This is a genomic window from Kitasatospora sp. NPDC058046, from assembly GCF_042885595.1.
In the GTDB taxonomy this organism is placed as follows: domain Bacteria; phylum Actinomycetota; class Actinomycetes; order Streptomycetales; family Streptomycetaceae; genus Kitasatospora.
In genome coordinates this window covers 254,133-276,317 of the sequence record NZ_JBHVRS010000001.1, presented here as the reverse complement: position 1 = coordinate 276,317, position 22,185 = coordinate 254,133, and the positions used below count along the sequence as shown (strand labels likewise).

The 22,185-nt window shown below is 74.1% G+C and carries 21 protein-coding genes and 1 riboswitch; of the genes, 12 read left to right on the top strand and 9 right to left on the bottom strand.

All coding sequences use genetic code 11. The features are described 5' to 3' along the window. Positions 1 to 7 precede the first annotated feature (7 nt). Positions 8 to 1,801, bottom strand: a complete 1,794-nt coding sequence (locus tag ACFVU7_RS01280; RefSeq protein WP_380745207.1) for an AMP-dependent synthetase/ligase — start codon at positions 1,799 to 1,801, stop codon at positions 8 to 10. A 323-nt stretch (positions 1,802 to 2,124) separates the two neighbouring features. On the opposite strand from ACFVU7_RS01280, the gene ACFVU7_RS01275 reads away from it, so the two are divergent. The 5 genes from ACFVU7_RS01275 to ACFVU7_RS01255 all read left to right on the top strand — a co-directional run bounded on the left by ACFVU7_RS01275 (position 2,125) and on the right by ACFVU7_RS01255 (position 6,452). Further along, entirely contained in the window at positions 2,125 to 2,559 is a 435-nt protein-coding gene (locus ACFVU7_RS01275) for an SRPBCC family protein (protein ID WP_049657553.1), read from the top strand. Positions 2,560 to 2,584: 25 nt separating this feature from the next. Then, positions 2,585 to 3,757, top strand: coding sequence for an ArsA family ATPase (locus ACFVU7_RS01270; protein WP_375877460.1), 1,173 nt, complete (start codon positions 2,585 to 2,587; stop codon positions 3,755 to 3,757). A 150-nt stretch (positions 3,758 to 3,907) separates the two neighbouring features. Continuing rightward, positions 3,908 to 4,336 carry a DUF5304 family protein gene (locus ACFVU7_RS01265; RefSeq protein ID WP_117487454.1) on the top strand — a complete coding sequence of 143 codons (429 nt, stop codon included), beginning with the start codon at positions 3,908 to 3,910 and terminating at the stop codon, positions 4,334 to 4,336. A gap of 191 nt (positions 4,337 to 4,527) precedes the next feature. Further along, positions 4,528 to 5,472: an ROK family glucokinase gene (locus tag ACFVU7_RS01260; protein WP_049660648.1), complete on the top strand. Its 945-nt coding sequence runs from the start codon at positions 4,528 to 4,530 to the stop codon at positions 5,470 to 5,472. Between the two features lie 134 nt (positions 5,473 to 5,606). Continuing rightward, the gene (locus ACFVU7_RS01255) at positions 5,607 to 6,452 is read left to right on the top strand and encodes an endonuclease/exonuclease/phosphatase family protein (protein WP_388043677.1); all 846 of its coding nucleotides are present in this window, start codon (positions 5,607 to 5,609) and stop codon (positions 6,450 to 6,452) included. On the opposite strand, the gene ACFVU7_RS01250 is transcribed toward ACFVU7_RS01255, so the two are convergent. Beyond that, complete coding sequence (locus ACFVU7_RS01250) at positions 6,449 to 7,207, bottom strand: hypothetical protein (RefSeq protein ID WP_053112481.1); 759 nt, start codon at positions 7,205 to 7,207, stop codon at positions 6,449 to 6,451. The two genes, ACFVU7_RS01255 and ACFVU7_RS01250, sit on opposite strands and share 4 nt — an antisense overlap. Positions 7,208 to 7,217: 10 nt before the next feature. Further along, positions 7,218 to 8,012 carry an alpha/beta hydrolase gene (locus ACFVU7_RS01245; protein WP_388043675.1) on the bottom strand — a complete coding sequence of 265 codons (795 nt, stop codon included), beginning with the start codon at positions 8,010 to 8,012 and terminating at the stop codon, positions 7,218 to 7,220. 200 nt (positions 8,013 to 8,212) lie between these two features. Here ACFVU7_RS01245 and ACFVU7_RS01240 point away from each other — a divergent pair, with 200 nt between their 5' ends. From ACFVU7_RS01240 to ACFVU7_RS01230, 3 genes are read left to right on the top strand one after another with little or no spacing between them, the layout of a single operon-like run. Beyond that, positions 8,213 to 9,070, top strand: coding sequence for a lysophospholipid acyltransferase family protein (locus ACFVU7_RS01240; protein WP_388043673.1), 858 nt, complete (start codon positions 8,213 to 8,215; stop codon positions 9,068 to 9,070). Positions 9,071 to 9,115: 45 nt separating this feature from the next. Next, complete coding sequence (macS, locus tag ACFVU7_RS01235) at positions 9,116 to 10,357, top strand: MacS family sensor histidine kinase (protein ID WP_388043670.1); 1,242 nt, start codon at positions 9,116 to 9,118, stop codon at positions 10,355 to 10,357. After that, positions 10,354 to 11,049, top strand: a complete 696-nt coding sequence (locus ACFVU7_RS01230) for a response regulator (protein ID WP_369808377.1) — start codon at positions 10,354 to 10,356, stop codon at positions 11,047 to 11,049. Before macS ends, ACFVU7_RS01230 begins: the two co-directional genes overlap by 4 nt. A 118-nt stretch (positions 11,050 to 11,167) precedes the next feature. On the opposite strand, the gene ACFVU7_RS01225 is transcribed toward ACFVU7_RS01230, so the two are convergent. After that, positions 11,168 to 13,105 (bottom strand): anthranilate synthase family protein, encoded by a 1,938-nt coding sequence (locus ACFVU7_RS01225; protein WP_380743432.1) that lies wholly within the window; start codon positions 13,103 to 13,105, stop codon positions 11,168 to 11,170. 302 nt (positions 13,106 to 13,407) lie between these two features. Between ACFVU7_RS01225 and ACFVU7_RS01220 the strand changes: the two genes are divergently transcribed. Next, positions 13,408 to 14,757, top strand: a complete 1,350-nt coding sequence (locus tag ACFVU7_RS01220; protein WP_049655382.1) for a class II 3-deoxy-7-phosphoheptulonate synthase — start codon at positions 13,408 to 13,410, stop codon at positions 14,755 to 14,757. Between the two features lie 160 nt (positions 14,758 to 14,917). Further along, on the top strand, positions 14,918 to 15,217 hold the full coding sequence (locus tag ACFVU7_RS01215) for a bacterioferritin-associated ferredoxin (protein ID WP_117487450.1): 300 nt from the start codon (positions 14,918 to 14,920) through the stop codon (positions 15,215 to 15,217). 31 nt (positions 15,218 to 15,248) lie between these two features. Here the strand turns inward: ACFVU7_RS01215 and bfr are convergent, their stop codons facing one another. Then, positions 15,249 to 15,728, bottom strand: a complete 480-nt coding sequence (bfr, locus tag ACFVU7_RS01210; RefSeq protein WP_049655380.1) for a bacterioferritin — start codon at positions 15,726 to 15,728, stop codon at positions 15,249 to 15,251. A 278-nt stretch (positions 15,729 to 16,006) separates the two neighbouring features. Between bfr and ACFVU7_RS01205 the strand changes: the two genes are divergently transcribed. Continuing rightward, positions 16,007 to 16,636 carry a molybdopterin-dependent oxidoreductase gene (locus ACFVU7_RS01205; RefSeq protein ID WP_388043669.1) on the top strand — a complete coding sequence of 210 codons (630 nt, stop codon included), beginning with the start codon at positions 16,007 to 16,009 and terminating at the stop codon, positions 16,634 to 16,636. A 13-nt stretch (positions 16,637 to 16,649) separates the two neighbouring features. Here the strand turns inward: ACFVU7_RS01205 and pknB are convergent, their stop codons facing one another. The 4 genes from pknB to thiO form a co-directional block, all read right to left on the bottom strand. Further along, positions 16,650 to 18,434 carry a Stk1 family PASTA domain-containing Ser/Thr kinase gene (gene pknB, locus ACFVU7_RS01200; protein WP_388044170.1) on the bottom strand — a complete coding sequence of 595 codons (1,785 nt, stop codon included), beginning with the start codon at positions 18,432 to 18,434 and terminating at the stop codon, positions 16,650 to 16,652. Between the two features lie 84 nt (positions 18,435 to 18,518). Next, a complete protein-coding gene (locus ACFVU7_RS01195) occupies positions 18,519 to 19,316 on the bottom strand; it encodes a thiazole synthase (protein WP_049655375.1) in 798 nt (265 codons plus the stop codon). 3 nt (positions 19,317 to 19,319) lie between these two features. After that, positions 19,320 to 19,604, bottom strand: coding sequence for a sulfur carrier protein ThiS (gene thiS, locus ACFVU7_RS01190; RefSeq protein ID WP_388043668.1), 285 nt, complete (start codon positions 19,602 to 19,604; stop codon positions 19,320 to 19,322). Beyond that, the gene (gene thiO / locus ACFVU7_RS01185; protein WP_388043666.1) at positions 19,601 to 20,776 is read right to left on the bottom strand and encodes a glycine oxidase ThiO; all 1,176 of its coding nucleotides are present in this window, start codon (positions 20,774 to 20,776) and stop codon (positions 19,601 to 19,603) included. Before thiO ends, thiS begins: the two co-directional genes overlap by 4 nt. A 3-nt stretch (positions 20,777 to 20,779) precedes the next feature. Continuing rightward, positions 20,780 to 20,892: riboswitch (TPP riboswitch) on the bottom strand. An 83-nt stretch (positions 20,893 to 20,975) separates the two neighbouring features. Between thiO and ACFVU7_RS01180 the strand changes: the two genes are divergently transcribed. Beyond that, positions 20,976 to 22,184 carry an NAD(P)/FAD-dependent oxidoreductase gene (locus ACFVU7_RS01180; protein WP_117487445.1) on the top strand — a complete coding sequence of 403 codons (1,209 nt, stop codon included), beginning with the start codon at positions 20,976 to 20,978 and terminating at the stop codon, positions 22,182 to 22,184. Position 22,185: the final 1 nt, after the last annotated feature.

The following is a 22,185-nucleotide window of genomic DNA, read 5'->3' as shown; positions in this document are numbered from 1 at the left end:
TGCGGCCCTACTTCCGGTACAGGGCCTCGATCTCGGCGGCGTAGTCCTTCAGCACGACGTTGCGCTTGAGCTTGAGCGAGGGCGTCAGGTGGCCGCTCTCCTCGGAGAACTCGGTGTCCAGCAGGCGGAACTTCTTGACCGCCTCGGCGTGCGAGACGGCCGCGTTGCCGTCGTCCACCGCGCTCTGGAGGGCGGCCAGCAGGTCCGGGTCGGCGGCGAGGTCGGCGACGGTGGCGTCGGCGGGCTTGCCGTTGAGCTCCTTCCACTTCGGGAAGAAGTCCGGGTCGACGGTGATCAGGCAGGCGATGAAGGGCTTGCGGTCGCCGACCACCATGACCTCGCCGACCAGGGCGTGGGCCCGGATCCGGTCCTCGATCACGGCCGGGGCGACGTTCTTGCCGCCGGCCGTGACGATGATCTCCTTCTTGCGGCCGGTGATCGTCAGGTAGCCCTCGGAGTCCAGCGAGCCGAGGTCCCCGGTGGCGAACCAGCCGTCCTTGAAGGCGTCCGCGGTGGCCTGCGGGTTGTTCCAGTAGCCGGTGGAGATGTGCGGGCCCTTGAGGAGGACCTCGCCGTCCTCGGCGATCCGGACGGAGCAGCCGGGCGTCGGCTGGCCGACCGTGCCGATCTTCGGCTTGGCGCACTCGTTGAAGGCGGTGGCGGCGCAGGTCTCCGTCAGGCCGTAGCCCTCCAGGACGGTGAAGCCGATGCCGCGGTAGAAGTGGCCCAGGCGCTCGCCGAGCGGGGCGCCGCCGGAGATGGCGTGGGTGGCCCGGCCGCCGAGCGCGGCGCGCAGCTTGCTGTAGACCAGCTTGTCGAAGACGGCGTGCTTGAGCCGCAGGACCAGGCCCGCGCCGCCCGCGTCCAGCGCCCGGCTGTAGGCGATCGCGGTGTCGGCGGCCTTGTCGAAGATCTTGCCCTTGCCGTCGGCCTGGGCCTTGGCGCGGGCGGTGTTGTAGACCTTCTCGAACACTCTGGGCACGCCCAGGATCAGGGTCGGCTTGAAGGAGGCCAGCTCGGCGGTGACGTTCCGGACGTCGGAGACGTGGCCGAGCTTGATCGGCGCCATGATCGGGGCGATCTCGACGATCCGGGCGAACACGTGGGCCAGCGGCAGGAAGAGCAGCACGGAGCTCTCGCCGGTGTGGAACAGCGGGGCCAGGCGCTCGACCACGTTGCCGCACTCGGCCAGGAAGTTGCCGTGGGTCAGCTGGCAGCCCTTCGGGCGGCCGGTGGTGCCCGAGGTGTAGACGATGGTGGCGATGTCGTCGGGGCCGGCGGTCCGGCGGCGCTCGTGGACGGTCGCGTCCGGGACGTCCTGCCCGGCGGCGGCCAGCGCGGCGATCGCCCCGCCGTCGATCTGCCAGGTGTGCTCCAGCCCGGGCAGCCGGTCGCGGACCTCGGCGACCACCCCGACGTGCTGGTCGGTCTCGGTGATCACGGCGACCGCGCCCGAGTCGCCGAGGATCCACTCGACCTGCTCGGCGGAGGAGGTCTCGTACACCGGTACGACGATCGCGCCGGCCGTCCAGATCGCGAAGTCCAGCAGCGTCCACTCGTAGCGGGTGCGGGACATGACGGCCACCCGGTCGCCGGGCTCGATGCCCGCGGCGATCAGGCCCTTCGCGGCGGCGTGCACCTCGGCCAGGAACTGGACCGACGTCAACTCCTGCCAGTGGCCGTCCACCTTGCGGCTGAGCACGGCGACGTCCGGGTGCTCCTCGGCGTTCCGGTGCACCGGGTCGGCGAGGTTGCCGCCGCTCGGTACCTGGTAGAGGGCCGGAAGGCTGAAGTCGAGCAAGACTGCTCCTCGTTCGCGACGCTGCGGGACGGCAGGACGTTACTGCCCGGTAGGCAGCTTCGACCAGGGGGGTCGGCTCCGGTGTTCGAAGTGTCACACCCGGCCGGGTCCGACCTGGCCGTGACCGGGTCGTTCGAATGGCACCCTACGACAGCGCAGGGCGACCGGCCGGTAACATGCCCGGCCGCCCGGCGCCCGCCCGCACCTCGGCCGCCCCGCGCCGCCGCGCCGCCCACCGGGCGCGATAGCCTGCTCCGGGCGGACCGGGCCGAGCGCGCCCCGGCCGGACCGGCAGGCAGATGGACGAGGCGGAGGGCCATTCCATGGCGGAGCACACCAGGTCGAGCATCACCATCGACGCGACCCCGGCCACGGTCATGGCGGTGATCGCCGACTTCGCCGCCTACCCGGCCTGGACCGGCGAGGTCAAGGAGATCGAGGTCCTCGGCACCGGCGAGGACGGCCGCGCCGCCGAGGTCCGGCTGCTGCTCGACGCCGGCGCCATCCGCGACGAGCACGTCCTCGCCTACACCTGGGACGGCGACCGCGAGGTCTCCTGGACCCTCGTCCGCAGCCAGATGCTCCGCTCGCTGGACGGCTCCTACACCCTCGCCCCGCTCGCCGGCGGCCGCACCGAGGTGACCTACCAGCTCGCCGTGGACGTCAAGATCCCGATGCTCGGCATGATCAAGCGCAAGGCCGAGAAGGTCATCATCGACCGCGCCCTGGCCGGTCTGAAGAAGCGCGTCGAAGGCTGACACGACCGAACGGGGGCCGGACGGCATGACGGCGACACGCACCATCCTGGTCAGCGGCGACGCTGGCGCACCCACGGTGGCCGCCGCCACCGCCCTGCACGCCGCCCGGCGCGGCCACCGCACCTGGCTGCTGGCCGCCGACGACCCGCACCGTGCCCTGGACTCCGCGCTCGGCACCCGGCTGGAGCCCGAACCGCTCCACCACGCACCGGGCCTGACCGTCTCCCGGATCGACGAGCAGGCCGCCTTCCGCTACGCCGTCGGCGCGCTCACCGGCCGGCTCAAGCCCGCCCTCGACCTGCTCGGCGCCGAACAGCTCGACCCCGAGGAGCTCACCGCCCTCCCCGGCATCGCCCGGCTCGCCCTGCTGCGCGCCCTGCCCGCCGCCGACCAGGACGTCCTGGTCGTGCTCGCCCCGCCGCCCGCCGAGCTGATCGCCGCCCTCGCCCTGCCCGAACAGCTCGCCCGCTACCTGGACCGGCTCGTCCCCGAGCAGCGGCAGGCCGCCCGGGCGCTGCGCCCGCTGCTGGCCGGGCTGGCCGGCGTCCCGATGCCCGCCGACTGGCTGTACGAGGGGCGCACCAAGGCCGCCGCGGCACTGGCCGAGTCCCGCGCCGCGCTCACCGACCCCGGCACCAGCGTCCGGCTGGTCGTCCGGGCGGACGGCCACCCGTACACGGAGCTGCGCCGGATCCGGGCCGGGCTCGCCCTGCACGGGCACCGGCCGGACGCCGTGGTGGTGCACGGCGCGCTGCCCGCGGCCGCCGCCTCCTCGCCCGACCCGTGGCTGGCCGCCCTGGCCCGCCGCCGGCAGGAGGAGCTGACCGGGCTCGCCGCCGAGACCGACGCCCCGGTGCTGGTCGCCGGCCTGGACGACGCCACCCTGGAGGCCGTCGCCGACCGGCTCTACGGCGACGGGGACGGGCCCGGGCGGCTCGCCCCCGAGCCCTGGCCGGTCGAGGACCGGCTCGCCGAGGAGGGCCTGCTGGTCTGGCACCTCGACCTGCCCGGCGCCGACCGCTCCGAGCTGGACCTGGTCCGCCGGGGCGACGACCTGGTCGTCGGGGTCGGCACCCACCGCCGGGTGCTCACCCTGCCGTCCGCGCTGCGCCGCTGCACGGTGGCCGGGGCGGGGCTGCACGACGGCGTGCTCTCGGTGCGGTTCGCGCCGGACCCGGCGCTCTGGCCCCGGGGCTGACGGGGGGTTCGGCGGGGGGACCGGCGGGATTCGGTCGGGGCTCCGGCGGGCCCTGGGCCGGGTTCGGCGGCTTTCCGGGCGGCCCGGCCGGTCGGGTAGCGTCGGGCCGGAGGGCCGCGGGGTGCGGCCACGGCTGAGGAGGCGCCCGCGATGACCAGCACCGACGACCGCACCGAGCCCGGCGGCCGGCCGGACGGCGAGCAGGGCGGCCAGGGGCACCCGTTCGGCCCGGAGCTGGGCCCGCTGGTGGACGAGGTGCGCCGGTTCGCCGGTGCGCTCGGCGACAAGGCCCAGGAGGCGAGCGCCACCACCCTGATCACCCTCTCCGGGCTGGCCGACAAGCTGCGCACCCAGCAGCCGGAGGTCTACTCCCACCTCGCCGCCGCCGGCACCGGGCTGGCCGCCGCGGGCAGTGAGCTGCTGGCCGCCTACCGCGCCGCCGTGGCCGGGCACGAGAGCCGCTGGACCGCCGGGCAGGGCGCGCCGACGGAGAAGATCGACCTCGACGGCGACGGCGACGGTGATGGCGGCCGGGGCTCCGGCTTTGACGAGGCTGACGGGCCGTCCGCCAAGCAGTGAAACCGTGACTTCCGGAGGGTGATCGAGCTGCTCTCATACGTCACGAAGAAGGAGATTAGATACGACTTTTGAAGCATCCCGGCCGCGTCGGCCCAGAGTTGTCTTCGGATAATGTATGCGAGGCTGTGTACGGGGGCCGGGTTGGGCGGTAGCGTTCCGTCCAGCGGAACGAGTGAATAGCTGAGGGACACATGGCTCTGACCATCGGCGTCGATGTCGGCGGGACCAAGATCGCGGCAGGCGTGGTCGACGAGGCGGGCGCGATCCTGGCCCGGACCAGGGTGCCCACCCCGGCCGACCCGCAGTGGGCGGTCGACGCCATCGCGCAGGCCGTGCGCGAGCTCAAGGAGGAGCACCCCGACGTCACCGCGGTGGGCGTCGGCGCCCCCGGCTTCGTCGACAGCAACCGCTCCACGGTGATCTTCGCCCCCAACATCGACTGGGAGAACGAGCCGCTGCGCGGGCGGGTCGAGGAGCTTACCGGCCTGTCCACCGTCGTCGAGAACGACGCCAACTGCGCGGCCTGGGCCGAGTTCCGCTTCGGCGCGGCCGCCGACCACCAGGACATGGTGCTGATCACCGTCGGCACCGGCATCGGCGGCGGCATCGTCCTGGACGGCCGGCTGCACCGCGGCCGCTTCGGCGTGGCCGGCGAGATCGGCCACCTCAACATGGTCCCCGACGGCCTGGCCTGCGGCTGCGGCGGCAAGGGCTGCTGGGAGCAGTACGGCTCCGGGCGCGCGCTGCGCCGCTACGGCCGGGAGAAGGCCGCCGCCGACCCGCAGCGCGGCCACCGGATGCTGGAGCTCAACGACGGCGTGGCCGAGACCATCCGCGGCATCCACATCACCCAGGCCGCCGAGGAGGGCGACCCGCTCGCCCTGGAGTGCTACGCCGAGCTGTCCGACTGGCTGGGCCGCGGCATGGCCGACCTCGCCGCGCTGTTCGACCCGGCCGTCTTCGTGCTCGGCGGCGGCGTCTCCGACTCCGGCCGACTGCTGCTCGACCCGGTCGCCAAGGCCTTCGAGCACTACCTGACCGGCGGGGTGCACCGGCCGCGCGCCGAGGTCGTGCTGGCCTCGATGGGCTCCGCCGCCGGCATCGTCGGTGCGGCGGACCTCGCCCGCGTCCCGTAACCGCCGTACCCCTTCGAGCCCGCCGGCGGCGGTGCGACCGGGCCCCGACCGCTCCCGGACGCACCGCCGCCGTCGCACGTCCCGGCCCGGCCGCGTACGGTCGGAGCGATCCGGTGACCGCCCAGGGGAGGACCATGAGCGCCGCGACCACGACCGCCGCCGCGACCACGACCGCCGAGGCCGGGCCCGGCGCCGCGACCGCCGTACGGGCCGAGCCGCTGCCGCCGCCCGGCCCGGGCCGGCTGCGCCTGCTCAGCTACAACATCCGCTCGCTGCGCGACGACCGGCGGGCGCTGGCCCGGGTGATCCGGGCCTGCGAGCCCGACCTGGTCTGCGTCCAGGAGTCCCCGCGCTACTGGCGGCCCGAGGGCCAGGCCGCCTGGCTGGCCCGGAGCACCGGGACGGCCGTCCTGGCCGGCGGCGGCCGCACCGCCGCGGGCCCGCTGCTGCTCGGCCGGCCCGGCGCGGTGGAGCTGCTGGGGGTGCATGACCGGCTGCTGCCCAAGACCCGCGGCCTGCACGCCCGGGGCTTCGCCAGCGCGCTGCTGCGGCTGCCCGGCACGGCGCCGTTCACCGTCACCAGCTGCCACCTCAGCCTGGACCAGGAGGAGCGGTACGGGCAGTTCGAGCTGCTGCTCGACCAGCTCGGGATCGCCGAACTCGGCATCGTGGCAGGGGACTTCAACGAGCACCCGGACGGGCCGGGCTGGCGGCTGCTGGCCTCCCGACTCCAGGACGGGTACCCGACCGCGCCCTGGGGAGGCGAGTTCACCTCCGTACCGGAGCGCCCCTACCAGCGGATCGACGCCGTCTTCGCCACGCCCGGGATCACCGTCCTCGGCTGCGGGGTGCCGCACGGGCTGCCCGGTGTCACCGAGGCCGACCTGCGGGCCGCGACCGACCACCTGCCGGTGCTCGCCGTCCTCGAACTGCCGGCCGGCCGACCGGACAGCGCGACGGGCGGCCGGACGGACGGTTAGACGACGGCGCCGTGGTCCGGGTCCTCCGGCTCGTCCTCGTCGCGGTCCTTCATCCGCGCGACCAGGGTGACGAAGCCGCCGAGGAAGGCGGTGATCCCCACCCAGGCGGGCCAGCCGGAGATCTCCCGCCAGACCACCGCGTCGACCAGCAGCAGCGCCGGGCCGCCGAGCACCGCCAGCCAGGCGAACTTGGCGGTCACGTCGGCGGGCGGCAGCGGCGGGGGCTCCGGCGGGACGAAGTGGCCCTCGTCGGTCTCCTCGGCCAGCTCGAAGTCGCGCGGGCCCGCGCCGCCCGCCGGCATCACCGGCCGGCCGGAGCGGGGGCGGGGCTGGGGGGCGAGGTCGGAGAGGTCGTCCTGGTCGCCGCGACCGCCGGGGCCGCCCTCCTTGTGGCCGCCCTTGAGCTCGTTCTGCGCCCGGAGGTTCTCGACCTCGGGCCAGTTCGGGTTGTTGAGGTCGACCGGGTCGTCGAACTGGGCCACCAGGGCGGCGAAGATCGCGTCCTGCTCGGCCTGGCTGCGCTCGGGCGCGCGGCGCGGACGGCGTTCGGCGGCCTCCCCCGGGGCGCCCTCGGCGGTGTTCCCGGCGGAGCCCCCGGCGACGTCCTGGACGGGCGGGGGCGTCGGGGTGCCGTCCGGGCCCGTACGGTCCGTCGGCGCACCGCCCGGGGCGGCCGCGTTCGTCCCGCCGTCCTTGGTCGCGCCGTCCTCGCGGGGAGTCTCGTCCCCGCCGCCCGCCGTGCTGCTCTCGTGCACTTCCGGCCCTTCAGCCATGGTGATCGTCGGATTCGACCCGGGTGACGCCCGCCGCGTGCGCGGGAGCCAGCCGTCGGATGAAGTCCTGGCCGGCCGCGAATATTTCCGCCGCGTCGTGGTCCAGCGTCGCGACGTGGAAGCTGCGCTGGCACAGCCGCTCCGTCACGTCCGTCGAGGATATCCGGGCCAGCACCAGTTCCGAGTTGGCCGGCGAGACGACGTGGTCCTGCGGGCTGTGGAAGAGCAGCACCGGCTGGGTCACCTCCGGCAGCAGCCGCTGGACCTCCCGCCACAGCAGGCTCAGCGACCAGGCGGCATGCAGCGGGGTGCGGTCGTAGCCGACCTCGGTCACGCCGGCCCGGGCGATGTCATTGGCGACCCCGGGCAGGCTGGGGACCAGGTGGCGCAGCACCGGCAGCAGCGCGCTCGCGGGGGTGTCCGAGCGCACCGACGGGTTGACCAGCACCAGGCCGGAGACCGTCGGCCCGTGCAGCGCCGCGAGCCGCAGCGCCAGCGCGCCGCCCATCGACAGCGCGCAGACGAAGACCTGCTCGCACTCCTCGGCGAGCGCCAGCAGCTCCCGCTCGACCTCGGCGTACCAGTCCTCCCAGCGGGTGAGCTGCATGTCCTGCCAGCGGGTGCCGTGCCCGGGCAGCAGCGGCAGCGACACGGTGCAACCGGCCGCCGCCAGCTCGTCGGCCCACGGCCGCAGCGACTGCGGCGAGCCGGTGAAGCCGTGGCAGAGCAGCACCCCCACCGGTCCGCCGCGGTGGCGGTACGGCTCGGCACCGGGCAGCAACGGCATGGCGGACTCCTTCGCGGGCGGGTGGCGCTGGGGGAGGGGACGCTGGAGGGGAGGTGCTGCGAATTCGCATCGTCCCACGCTCCGCGCCGGGTCGTACACCCCCTACGAGCAGGCCGGGTACGGCCGCTTCGGCGGGGTCGGGCACAGCGGGCGGCCGCGGGGCATTAGGATCGACCGGTCCGCATAACAGGAGGCCCGGGTTGTTCTACCGACTGATGAAGATGATCGTCGCGCCACTGCTTCGGATCTTCTTCCGGCCCTGGATCGAGGGCGAGGAGAACATCCCCACCGAGGGTGCGGCGATCATCGCGAGCAACCACCTGTCCTTCTCGGACTCGTTCTTCTTCCCCGCGCTGATCAAGCGCCGGGTCACCTTCATCGCGAAGGCCGAGTACTTCAACACCCCGGGCCTCAAGGGCCGGCTGACCGCCGCGTTCTTCAAGGGCGTCGGCCAGCTGCCGGTGGACCGCTCGGGCGTGCGCGGCGCCGGCGAGGCCGCGATCCGCAGCGCCATCGCGGTGCTGGAGGAGGGCGAGCTGTTCGGCGTCTACCCCGAGGGCACCCGTTCGCCCGACGGCAAGCTGTACCGCGGCAAGGTCGGCGGCCTGGCCCGCGTCGCGCTGGCCACCGGCGCCCCGGTGATCCCGGTCGCCATGATCGACACCGAGAAGGTGCAGCCGCCCGGCCAGGTGATCCCCAACTTCGGGATCCGCCCCGGCATCCGGATCGGCCGCCCGCTGGACTTCTCCCGCTACCACGGCATGGAGAACGACCGCTTCATCCTCCGTTCGGTGACGGACGAGGTGATGTACGAGATCATGCGGCTCTCCGGCCAGGAGTACGTGGACATCTACGCGACCGCCGCCAAGCGGCAGATCGCCGAGGACAAGAAGAAGGCCGACGCCGAGCGCCGGGCCGCCGCCAAGGCGGAGAAGGCGGAGGCGGCCGAGGCCGAGAAGGCGGAGAAGGCCGAGCGGGCCGCCGAGGCGGAGAAGGCGGCCGAGGCCGAGAAGTCCGCCGGGGCGGGCACCGCGGAGAAGCCGGAGAAGCCGGAGTAGGCGTCCGGGCGGCCGCTCCGAGCGGCCCGGGGAGGGGCGGGGCGGATGACGGACGACGGCGGCAGAGCCGGCGCGGTCGGCGGCACGGTGGCGGCCGGCGGCATGTCCGTCGAACTCCCGCTCTGGAAGGCGATCTCCTACTTCCGGGTGCTGGCCCTGTGCTACGCGCTGCTGCGGTACTTCAACTCGTACCTGCACTTCCTGCACCCGGTGGCCGGCTGGATCTTCCTCGGCGCGCTGACCCTGTGGACCCTGGCCAGCACCCGGGCCTTCGCCAACCCGCAGCGCTGCACCCGGTTCGTCCTGGGCACCGACCTCGCCCTCGCCGTCACCGGCATCGTGATGAGCGGCATGACCGACTCCCCGGCCCGGATCAGCCACGGCGCGCCCACCCTGCCGACCATCTGGGCGGCCGGCACGGTGCTGGGCTTCGCCGCGAAGGGCGGCTGGCGCCCGGCGGCGGCCTCGGGCTCGGTGATCGGCGTCGCCAACATCCTCGGCCACGGCGGGCCGACCGGCGACAACATCCACAACATCGTGCTGCTGATGGTGGCCGGCTGCGCGATCGGCTACGTGATCGAGCTGGCCCGGGCCAGCGAGGCCACCCTCACCCGGGCGCTCCAGGTCGAGGCGGCCACCCGGGAGCGCGAGCGGCTCTCCCGGGACATCCACGACGGCGTGCTCCAGGTGCTCGCCCTGGTCCAGCGGCGCGGCGCGGAGCTGAGCGGTACGGGGCCGGGCGGCGGGACGGGCTCCGGTACGGACTTCGCCGAGCTCGGCCGGCTGGCCGGTGAACAGGAGCGCGCGCTGCGGGCCCTGATGACGGGCGGTCCGCTGCCGGAGCAGCGCGCGCCGCGCTCCGACGCCGCCGAGCCGCCGGACCCGGACGCCCTTCGCGACCTCACCGCGCTGCTGCGCCCGTACGCGGACGAGCGGATCACGCTCTCCGCCCCCGGCACCCCGGTGCCGCTGCCCGGTGCGGCGGCGGGCGAGCTCGCGGCGGCGGTCGGCGCCGCCGTCGACAACGTGCGCAAGCACGCGGGGGAGCGGGCCCGGGCCTGGATCCTGGTCGAGGACGAGCCGGAGGCCGTCACGGTCAGCATCCGCGACGACGGCCCCGGCTTCGCCCCCGGCCGGCTCGGCGAGGCGGAGCAGGCCGGCCGGCTCGGCGTCTCCCAGTCCATCCGCGGCCGGCTGCTGGACCTCGGCGGCACGGCCGAGCTGTACTCGGCGCCCGGGGAGGGCGTCGAGGTCGAACTGCGCGTCCCGAGGAAGGCCACTCCATGACCGACCAGCCGATGACCGACCAGCCGACCGCCGACCGGCCGGTGCGGGTGATGGTGGTGGACGACCACCCGATGTGGCGGGACGCCGTCTCGCGCGACCTCGCCGAGGCCGGACTGGACGTGGTGGCCACCGCGGGAGACGGTGAGGAGGCCGTGCGCCGGGCCCGTGCCTGCACGCCGCAGGTGGTCGTGCTGGACCTCAACCTGCCCAGCCTGTCCGGCGCGGAGGTGTGCCGCCAGGTGGTCGCGCACGACCCGGCGGTCCGGGTGCTGGTGCTGTCGGCCAGCGGCGAGCACCAGGACGTGCTGGAGGCGGTGAAGTCCGGCGCGACCGGCTACCTGGTGAAGTCGGCCGGGCGGGAGGAGCTGCTGGACGCGGTGCGCCGCACGGCCGTCGGCGACGCGGTGTTCACCCCGGGCCTGGCCGGCCTGGTGCTCGGCGAGTTCCGCCGGCTGGCCGCCGAGCCGGCCCCGGCCTCGGCGCCGGCCGCCCCGCAGCTGACCGCCCGGGAGACGGAGGTGCTGCGGCTGGTGGCCAAGGGACTGTCGTACCGGCAGATAGCCGACCGGCTGGTGCTGTCGCACCGGACGGTGCAGAACCACGTGCAGAACACGCTCGGGAAGCTGCAGCTGCACAACCGGGTGGAGCTGGTCCGGTACGCCATCGAGCAGGGCCTGGACGACGAGATCTGAGCGCCGCCCGGCCCCGCGCCGCCGCCCCGTCGGATGGCGGTGCCCGGTGCGACGGCGCGGCCCGGTTCAACGGCGCGGCCCCGGGCGGGGCACATCCGCCCGGGGCCGCGCCGCCGGCTCAGCGCAGCGCGGCCGTCGCCTCGCGCAGCAGGCCCGCCACGATGCCGACCCCGTCACGGGTGAGCACCGACTCCGGGTGGAACTGGAGCCCCGCGAAGCCGTGCCCGCGCAGCGCGTGCACGTCGCCGGTGGCGGCGTCCCGGGAGACCTCGACGCCCTCGCCGAGGAGCCGCGCCGCGTCGGCCTCCGAGCAGCGCGCGGTGAAGGTGTTGTAGAAGCCGACCGTGCGCTTGGCGCCGAACAGGTCGATGCGCTCCTGCGCCCCCTGGTACGGGACGGCCTTGCGGCCCAGCGGGAGCCCGAGTTCGGCGGCCAGCAGCTGGTGGCTCAGGCAGACCGCGAGCAGCGGCGAGGTGCGGGCGCCGGAGCGGACGGCGGCCAGCGCGTCCGCGACGATCGGCCGCAGCAGCACCATCTTGGGGTCGTCGGCGAGCGCCGGGTCGCCCGGGCCGGGGCCGAGCACCAGCGCGCCCCGGTGCGCCGCGACCCGCTCGCGCAGCCCCGGCTCGTCGTAGCGGGCCACCGTCACCCGGTGGCCGAGCGAGCCGAGCAGGTGGGAGAGCATCGAGGTGAAGGTGTCCTCGCCGTCCACGACCAGGGTCGGCTCGGCCTCGGTGATCTCGGCCGGCTGCTGCATCCGCAGCCAGAACGGCGCGAGGTCGGCCCGGCGGGAGTCCAGGGCGGCCTGCACCCGGTGGTCGTCGGCGAGCCGGGGCCCGGTCGGGTGGGGCAGCCGGGTGGGCGCGGGCCGGGCGCCGATCGCGGTGAGCACGCCGGCGGCCTTGGCGTGGGTCTCGGCGACCTCGGACTCCGGGACGGAGTGGCGCACCAGGGTGGCGCCGACCCGGACGACCAGTCGGCCGGTGGCCGGGTCGATGTCGGCGGTGCGGATGCAGATCGGCGAGTCCAGCAGCTGCCCGCCGCTGGCTGCGCGGCCGATCAGGGCGAGCGCGCCGGAGTAGTAGCCGCGCCCGGTGGGCTCGTAGCGCTTGATCACCCGGGTGGCGTTCTCGACCGGGCTGCCCGTGACGGTGGCCGCGAACATCGTCTCGCGGAGCACGTCGCGGACGTCCAGCGAGGTGCGCCCGCGCAGCTCGTACTCGGTGTGGGCGAGGTGGGCCATCTCCTTGAGCCGGGGCCCGAGCACCTGGCCGCCGAGGTCGCCGACCGTGCACATCATCTTGAGCTCCTCGTCCACGACCATGGTGAGCTCCTCCAACTCCTTGGGGTCGTGCAGGAACTGGAGCAGCGAGTCGAGGTCGGAGCCGCCGGCCGGGTAGCGGTAGGTGCCGGAGATCGGGTTCATCACGACGGTGCCGCCGCTCTGCCGGACGTGCACCTCGGGGGAGGCGCCGACCAGGACCCGGTCGCCGGTGTGCACCAGGAAGGTCCAGTACGCGCCGCGCTCCTGCTCCAGCAGCCGCCGGAAGAGCGTCAGCGCGAGTTCGGGGGAGAAGTCCTCCATCGTCGCGTGGAAGTCGCGCCGGATGACGAAGTTGGCGCCCTCGCCGTTCCCGATCTCGTCCTGGATCACCCGGCGGACGATCGCGGCGTACGCGTCGTCGTCCACATCGAACCCGCCACCGGCAAGTGAGACCGGCAACTTCGGTAGGGCGTAGGTGAATTCGGCCAACGGCAGGGCGTGCTGCTCGGTCACCGAGAGGGCCTGGAGCGGGGTCTCGTCGTCGTGCGCCTCGAAGCCGCGCTCGCGGATCTGGCGGTACGGGACGAGCGCGAGCAGGTCGTGCACCGGGCCGCCGCCGGCCGGTGGGCCGCTGCGTACGGGCAGGTCGGCGAGGTGCTCGTAGCTGTCGACGGTGCCCAGCAGCACCTCGACGGTGTCCGGGCTGAGCCGGGGCGTGCGGCGGTGCAGCAGGGCGAACGCGGGGGCATCGGGGCCGGTGAGACGGGCGAGCAGGTCGACAGCGGTGGTCACGGGAACGGCTTCCTTCCGGGTGGACTGGTGAGAGGCGGTGCAAGGTCCGCTCCCGGAGGGCCGTCTGCTCAGACGCCGACGGCCGCCCCGAGGGGCGGCCGTCGTGTTCGTCTAGGAACGCGCCAGTTGTGGGCCACCCTGGGGGGAGGCCCACCACCAGGAGTGGCTGTGGGGCGCGTGCATGGTTCGAGACTAGCGGATGCGTCGGGGCGGGTGAGGGGCATCACGTCTTTGTCCGAGATGTGTCTCATTCCTCGGGCAATAGGCACGAGTCACTCCTGCCACCCCGTAGCCTTGGCGGTGTGACCGCTACGACTGAGACATCGAGGGCTGCCCACTCCTGGCAGTCCCTGCCCGCGGCGCAGCAGCCTGAATGGCCGGACCAAGAGGCTCTGCGCAAGACCCTTGCCGAGCTCGCGTCCTATCCGCCGCTCGTCTTCGCCGGCGAGTGCGACCAGCTGCGCGCCCGGCTCGGAGCCGTGGCGCGCGGGGAGGCCTTCCTCCTCCAGGGCGGTGACTGTGCCGAGGCCTTCGACGGCGTTTCGGCGGAGCACATCCGCAACAAGCTGAAGACGCTGCTCCAGATGGCCGCCGTACTGACGTACGCGGCCTCGGTGCCGGTGGTGAAGGTCGGCCGCATCGCCGGCCAGTACTCCAAGCCGCGCTCCAAGTCGACCGAGACCCGCGACGGCGTGACCCTGCCGGTCTACCGGGGCGACTCGGTGAACGGCTTCGAGTTCACCCCCGAGTCCCGCATCCCGAACCCCGAGCGCCTGAAGCGGATGTACAACGCGTCCGCCGCGACGCTCAACCTGGTGCGCGCCTTCACCACCGGTGGCTACGCGGACCTGCGCCAGGTGCACGCCTGGAACCAGGACTTCGTCCGCAACTCGCCGGCCGGCCAGCGCTACGAGCAGCTCGCCCGGGAGATCGACAACGCCCTGGCGTTCATGAGCGCCTGCGGCGTGGTGCCGGAGGAGTTCAAGGCGGTCGAGTTCTTCTCCTCGCACGAGGCGCTGGTCCTGGACTACGAGACCGCGCTGACCCGCGTGGACTCGCGCACCGGCGAGCTGTACGACGTCTCCGGCCACATGGTGTGGATCGGCGAGCGCACCCGGCAGCTGGACCACGCGCACATCGAGTTCGCCTCCAAGATCCGCAACCCGATCGGCGTCAAGCTCGGCCCGACCACCTCGGTCGACGACGCGCTCGCCCTGATCGAGAAGCTGGACCCGGAGCGCGAGCCCGGCCGCCTGACCTTCATCACCCGGATGGGCGCGGGCAAGATCCGCGAGCACCTGCCCACCCTGGTGGAGAAGGTCACCGCCTCCGGCGCCAGGCCGGTGTGGATCTGCGACCCGATGCACGGCAACACCTTCGAGGCCTCCAGCGGGCACAAGACCCGCCGCTTCGACGACGTCCTGGACGAGGTCAAGGGCTTCTTCGAGGTGCACCGCGCGCTCGGCACCCACCCGGGCGGCATCCACGTGGAGCTGACCGGCGACGACGTCACCGAGTGCGTCGGCGGCGGCGACGAGGTCCTGGTGGACGACCTGCACCAGCGCTACGAGACGGCCTGCGACCCGCGGCTCAACCGCAGCCAGTCGCTGGACCTGGCGTTCCTGGTGGCGGAGATGTACCGCGGCCAGTAGGCCCGGTGCCCGTCCGATGTGACGAAGGCCCCTCCGGATTCGGTGTCCCCGAGCCCGGAGGGGCTTTTTCGTACCCGTTTCGCCGGGTAAGGTAAGCCTCAGTGAACTAAGGCTGACCTTAGTCAAGATCCACTCCGCTTCACTCCCGGGAGAGACCGCGATGTACGTGTGCATGTGCCATGCGGTCACCGAGGACCAGGTGAAGAAGGCGATCGACGGCGGTGCCAACACCCCGCGCCAGATAGCGAAGGGCTGCCGGGCCGGCACCGACTGCGGGTCCTGCGTGCGGCGCATCCAGGCGCTGCTCGGCGAGCACGGCGCCCGCCCCTGCCCGACCGCCCGGCTGGCCGCGAAGCTCGGCCTCGCGGACCCGGAGGACCCGGCGGCGCCGTCGGCTCCGGCCCCGGAGGCCGCCCCGGTGGTCCCGCTGCGGGTGACCCGGGCGAACCGGGCGGCCTGACCGGGCCGGGTGGCCAGAGCGGGCCGCGGCCTCAGGACTCCGGCTGCTCGATCACCGTGGCGAGGTAGAGCGCCTCGCCGAGCTTCTCCAGCAGCTCCAGCTGGGTGTCGAGGTAGTCGATGTGGTGCTCCTCGTCGGCCAGGATGTCCTCGAAGATGTTCGCCGAGGTGACGTCGTTCTTGGCCCGCATCACCACGATCCCGCGCTTGAGCCGGTCGATCGCCTCGACCTCGATCTGGCGGTCCGCCTCGAACATCTCCTTGACCGTCTGGCCGATCCGGACGTGGAACAGCCGCTGGTAGTTGGGCAGCCCCTCCAGGAACAGGATCCGGTCGGTGAGCGTCTCGGCGTGCTTCATCTCGTCGAAGGACTCGTGCCGGGTGTACTTGGCGAGCTTCGTCCAGCCGAAGTTCTCCTGCATCTTGGCGTGCAGGAAGTACTGGTTGATCGCGGTCAGCTCGGCGGTGAGCTGCTCGTTGAGGAACTCGATGACCTCGGGATCGCCCTGCATGGTGATGCCTCCTGCACTCGTGCTGCCGTGTGTCCTGCGCTGAGTCCTGCGGTGAAGTCCTGCGGTGGGTCCGGTACTGAGTCCTGCGCTGCGCATCCTGGCACCGCTTTGGGAGGAAATTCCAGTAAGTTCACACTCACTAGGACATGTGTCGGAATATCCGATTCATGGTGAAACGTGCTGGTGGGCGGCCGACCGCTGGGCCGTACGGGCAGGGGCGCGGATCCGCGCAAAGGGGCGCGCGCCGAGGCTCGTCCGCCGTCTGTCACCATGGATCCATGGGTCAGTCGAAACACGAACCGCTTCCGCCGTCTGACCCGAGGCTCCCCCCGGGACAGCGCGCGCAGCGCGGCTGGCCCGCCCTGCACTACGGGCCGGTGCCCCGCTTCAAGCCGCTGACCTGGGACCTCCAGGTGTTCGGCGCCACCGCCTCGGCGGAGAAGCACAGCTGGGACTTCGAGGCCTTCAATGCCCTGCCGCGCAGCACCGTCGTCGGGGACCTGCACTGCGTGACCAAGTTCTCGGTGCTCGGAAACGAGTGGACGGGCGTGTCGGCCGCCGCCGTGCTCGACCTGGTGCCCCCGGCGCCGGGCGTCACCCACGTCATGGTCTGGGCCGAGTACGGCTACAGCGCCAACCTGCGCCTCGCCGACTTCGCCGACCCGCGCACGCTGCTCGCCACCCACCGCAACGGCGAGGCGCTCACCGCCGAACACGGCTTCCCGGTCCGGCTGGTGGTGCCGCGGCTGTACGCCTGGAAGGGCCCCAAGTGGGTGCGCGCGGTCGAGTACATGCGGGCCGACCGGCGCGGCTTCTGGGAGGAGCGCGGCTACCACAACCTCGCCGACCCCTGGGGCGAGCAGCGCTACTCCTACCAGGAGGAGCCCGGCGACGGGCCGCTGCGCTGAGCCCGCCCGGGGCCTAGAACAGCGAGAACTTGACCGTCACCACGCTGCGCTGCGGGCGCCGCTCGCCCGCCGCCGGGCTCTGGCCGGAGGAGGTGACCGCGCCGAACACGTCCCAGCCGCTGGTCTGCATGGTGAAGCCCGCGGCCTGGAGCGCCTTCTGCGCCTCGTCCTTGCCCATCCCGGTGACGTTCGGGACCGGCACCATGCCCTTGCTGACCACCAGCGACACCGCGCTGTTCTCCTGCAGCAGCTGCCCGGCCGCCGGCGAGCTGCTGATCACCGAGCCCTCGGGCACCGTGTCGTCGTAGGTCTCGGTCACGCCGCCCCTGGTCAGCTGGGCGCCGGTCAGGGCCGCGGCGGCGTCGGCGGCGCTCTTCCCGGTGAGGTCCGGCACCGCGATCCGCTTGGGGCCCTTGGAGAGGGTGACGGTGACGCTGTCGCTCTTGCGGGTGCGCGCGCCCACCCCGGGGTCGGTGGCGATCACCTGCCCGGACGGGACGGACTCGCTGAACACCTCGACGAACCTGCCGTGCAGGCCCTCCTTGTCCAGGACCCGCTGCGCCTCGGCCCGGTCCTTGCCGAGCACGCCCGGCACCGAGCCGTACAGCCCCTCGGAGATCCCGTACGTGACGCCGCCGATCGCCAGCACCAGCGCGGCCAGCGCGGCCGTCCAGACCAGCGTCCGGCGGGGTAGGCGGCGCAGCGGGCCCGGCCGGGGCCGGCGCCGGTGCACCGGGGTCGGCTCGTCGTACGGGCGCGGCTCGGCGAGCAGCTCGTCCATCAGCTCCGGCGGCATGTCCAGCACGCTGGTGCGCTCCGTCGGCGGGGCCTCGGCGGGCCGCGGCAGCGGCCGGATCACCGAGGTCGGCTCGCTGGTCGGGTAGCGCGGGCTGGGGCGGGTGGAGGCCGGCGGCTCGGCGTCCAGCGCGGCCGGGGCGAGGGTGCGGCGCACCCGCTGGAGGGCGGCGAGCAGCTCGACCGCGTCGTACGGGCGGGCGCCGGCGGACCGGGCGCAGGCGGCGGCCACTATCGCGTCCAGCTCGGGGCCGACGGCGGGGGCGACCAGCGAGGGGGCCGGGACGTCCTCGTGCAGGTGCTTGTACATGACCTGGACGGGGTTGTCGCCGGTGTGCGGGCGGCGGCCGGTGAGCATCTCGTACAGCAGGATGCCGGACGCGTAGACGTCCACCCGCTGGTCGGTGGGGGCGTCCGGGAGGATCTGCTCGGGGGCCAGGTAGGAGACGGTGCCCATGACCGTGCCGCCGGTCGCGGTGGTGGTCGAGGTGGGCGCGCCGTCGGCGCTGCCGAGCACCCGGACCAGGCCGAAGTCGGCGACCTTGACCAGGCCGCCCTCGGTGATCAGCACGTTCTCGGGCTTGACGTCGCGGTGGACCAGCCCGGCCCGGTGGGCGGCGCCGAGCGCGGCGAGCACCGGCTCCAGCACGTCCAGCGCGGCCCGGACGGACAGCGCGCCGCGGTCGCGCAGCAGGTCGCGCAGGGTGCGGCCGGGCACGTACTCCATGGCGAGGAAGACGTGGCCGCCGTCCGCGCCCTGGTCGAAGACGTTGACCACGTTGGGGTGGGTGAGCCTGGCGACCGCCTTGGCCTCGCGGATGAAGCGGGCGGTGAAGCCCTCGTCGCCGGCCAGCGAGGGGTGCATCACCTTGAGCGCGACCACCCGGTCCAGCCGGGTGTCGGTGCCCCGGTAGACGGTGGACATCCCGCCGGTCGCGATCCGCTGCTCGACCCGGTACCGGTTGTCGAGCAGGGCGCCGATCAGGGGGTCGTGCAGTGCCATGTCCACTCGGAGAGTCTAGGGTGCGGGACCGCCCGGTCCCGGCGGACACCGCCTCCGGGACCGGCTTGTGACATGCGCGACGGTTCAGAACGCCGGGTGCTCGCGGGTGTCCAGGTCGGCCCGGCCGGCCATCGCGGAGGAGGCCTCGGCGTGGAAGCGGCGCGGGATCCGGCCGGCCCGGTGGGCGAGCCGGCCCGCCTCGGCGGCGTGCCGCATCGCCTCGGCCATCAGCACCGGGTCCTGAGCCCTGGTCACCGCGGAGGCGAGCATCACCGCGGCGCAGCCCAGCTCCATCGCCAGCGCCACGTCGGAGGCGGTGCCGGCGCCCGCGTCCAGGATCACCGGGACGCCCGCGCCCTCCACGATCAGCTGGAAGTTGTGCGGGTTGCGGATGCCCAGGCCCGAACCGATCGGCGAGCCCAGCGGCATGATGGCCGCGCAGCCGACGTCCTCCAGCTTGCGGGCCAGCACCGGGTCGTCGTTGGTGTACGGCAGGACGGTGAAGCCGTCGTCGACCAGCGTCTCGGCGGCGTCCAGCAGCTCGATCGGGTCGGGCAGCAGGGTGCGCTCGTCGGCGATCACCTCCAGCTTGACCCAGTCGGTGCCGAGCGCCTCGCGGGCCAGCCGGGCGGTCAGCACGGCCTCGCCGGCGGTGAAGCAGCCGGCCGTGTTGGGCAGCACCCGGATGCCGTTGCGGGTCAGCACGTCCAGGACGGAGCCCTGGGTGGTGGCGTCGACCCGGCGCATCGCGACGGTGGTCAGCTCGGTGCCGGAGGCGAGCAGGGCGCGCTCCAGGACCTCCAGGCTGGGGGCGCCGCCGGTGCCCATGATCAGCCGGGAGGAGAAGGCCGTCCCGGCGATGGTCAGCAGATCGTCGGCCATGGTTCAGCCTCCCTGGACGGCGGTGAGGATCTCGATCCGGTCGCCGCTGCCCAGTGCCGTCCCGGGCCACGAACCGCGCGGCACCACGGCCTCGTTGAGCGCGGCGGCGACACCGGTGTTGGCGGCGCTGACGGAGGCCACCAGCTCGGCGAGGGTGATCGTGGCGGGCACCCGGCGGGGCTCGCCGTTGACGGTCAGGGCGATCTCGGCCGGGGCGACCGGGGTCGGGGCGTCCTCGTGCACGGCGTTCTCGTTCGGGGCGTTCTCGGTCAGGGCGATCTCGGTCATGCGGAGGCCTTCGCGACGGGGGATTCGGAGGAGAACCGGGTGGGGGTGAACGGCCTTGCGAGCTCGGGGACTTCACCGGTGACCAGGTACTCGGAGACCAGGTCGGCGGTCACCGGGGTGAGCAGCACGCCGTTGCGGTAGTGGCCGGTGGAGGCGACCAGCCCGGGCAGCGGGGTCGGGCCCAGCAGCGGGGCGTTGTCCGGCGAACCGGGGCGCAGCCCGGCCGAGGTCTCGCGCAGCGGGAGTTCGGTGATCCCCGGGACCAACTCGTGGGCGTCCCGCAGGAGTTCGTACACCCCGCCGGCGGTGACGGTGGTGTCGTAGCCCTGCTCCTCGGTGGTCGCGCCGACGACCAGTTCGCCGTTCTCCCGGGGGACCAGGTACATGTGCCGGCCGCGGACCACGGCGCGGACGTTGCGGGAGAGGAACGGCCGGTAGGCCTCCGGCACGTGCAGCCGCAGCACCTGCCCCTTCACCGGGCGGATCGCGGGCAGCACCCCCTCGGGCAGACCGGGCAGCCGGTGGCTGTGCGGGCCGGCGGCGAGCACGACCTGGTCGGCGGTCACCGTCTCGTCGGTGCTCAGCCGGGCGCCGGTCGCGCGGCCGTCCTCGACCAGCAGCTCGACGGCCTCGGCGCGGTGCAGCAGGACGCCCGCGCGCCCGCAGGCGGCGACCAGGGCGGTGAGCAGGCGCCGGGGGTCCACCTGGTGGTCGTCCGCGGCGTGCAGGGCGCCGCGGACGGCGGGGGCCAGCATCGGCTCCAGCCTGCGGGCCTCCCGGCCGGTCAGCCAGGTCGAGTCCAGGCCCAGCCGCTGGTGGAAGGCGTACAGCTCGCGCAGTTCCTCGCGGTCGTCGGAGTCCAGCGCGACGGCGATCGTGCCGCAGCGGCGGTAGCCGGTGTCCAGGCCGCCGCTCGCCTCGGAGAGCTCGGCGGCGAAGGTCTCGTACCGCTCGTTCGAGGCCATCCCGAGGCGCAGCAGCGGCTCCTCGCCGTACTGCAGCTCGGTGACCGGGGCGAGCATCCCGGCCGCGACCCCGGCGGCCCCGCCGCCGTGGGCGGGGTCGACCACGATCACGTTCCGCGCCCCGCGCCGCGCGGTGCGCCAGGCGACGGCGAGGCCGATGACGCCCCCGCCGATCACCAGCACGTCGGCATGGGTGCCTGATGGCAAGCGTGACAAGGCTGCTCTTCTCCCTTCGCCGGTATGACCCGGATCAGGTTCGGACGGTCGCAGGCCGTGTCAGCCCGCCTCTCAGCCCGGTCCGCCGGGCTCCCGTGTGGTCCTCCCACCTTAACGCCGGGGGTCGGCCCGGCCGAAGGCCCGTACGCGGGGCGGACGGCCCGGAGGCCGCCGCGTCGCGCTGAGTACAGTGGCGGGCGTGGCAGAGCTGAGCGGAACGGATCGGGTGGTCGTCGTCGGAGCCGGGCTGGCCGGGGCGCAGTGCGCCCTCAAGCTGCGGCAGGGCGGCCGGCAGGGGCGGATCACGCTGGTCGGCGAGGAGCCGCACGCGCCGTACGACCGGCCGCCGCTCTCCAAGGACGTGCTGCTCGGCAAGGCCGACTCCACCGCCCTGGACATCGACTACGGGCAGCTCGGCATCGAGCTGCTCACCGGCCGCCGCGCCACCGGCCTCACCCCCGGCGTGCTGCACACCGACGGCGGCGACCTCCCGTACGGCTCGCTGGTGATCGCCACCGGCGCCGTGCCGCGCGCCCTGCCCGGCGCCGAGCGGGCGCACCTGCTGCACACCCTGGACGACGCCCTGGCGCTGCGCGCGCTGCTGCGCCCCGGGCTGCGGCTGGTGCTGGTCGGCGCGGGCTGGATCGGCGCCGAGGTGTCCACCGCGGCCCGCGCGGCGGGCTGCGAGGTGACGGTGGTCGAGGCCGGTCCGGCGCCGCTGCCCGGCGCGCTGCCGACGGAGCTCGGCTCGGCGATGGCCGCCTGGTACGCCGAGGCCGGGGTCGAGCTGCGCTGCGGGGTCGGCGTGGCCGCCGTCGAGCCCGGCGCGGTGCTGCTGGCGGACGGCTCGCACCTGCCCGCCGACGAGGTGGTGGTCGGCATCGGGGCCCGCCCCGCGACCGGCTGGCTGGCCGGCTCCGGGGTCGAGCTGGACGCGACCGGCGCCGTCGTCGTGGACGGGCGGCTGCGCACCTCGGTGCCCGGGGTCTTCGCGGCCGGCGACTGCGTCAGCTACCCCTCGGCCCGGGCCGGCGCCCGGCTGGCCGTCCAGCACTGGGACCACGCGCTGCGGTCCGGCGAGGCGGTGGCCGCCGCCGTCCTGGGCGCGGACGCGCCGGCCTACGACCCGGTGCCGTACTTCTGGTCCGAGCAGTTCGGGCGGATGGTCCAGTACGCCGGCCGGCACGCCGAGGGCGACCAGCTGGTCCGGCGCGGCGACCCGCGGGGCGCCGACTGGTCGGTGCTCTGGCTGCGCGACGGCGTGCCGAGCGCGCTGCTGACCGTCGACCGGCCGCGCGACCTGGCCCAGGGGCGGCGGCTGATCGAGCGCGGCACCGCGCTGGACCCGGCCCGGGCGGCCGACCCCGCGGTACCGCTGAAGGCGGCCGTCGCGGGGTAGG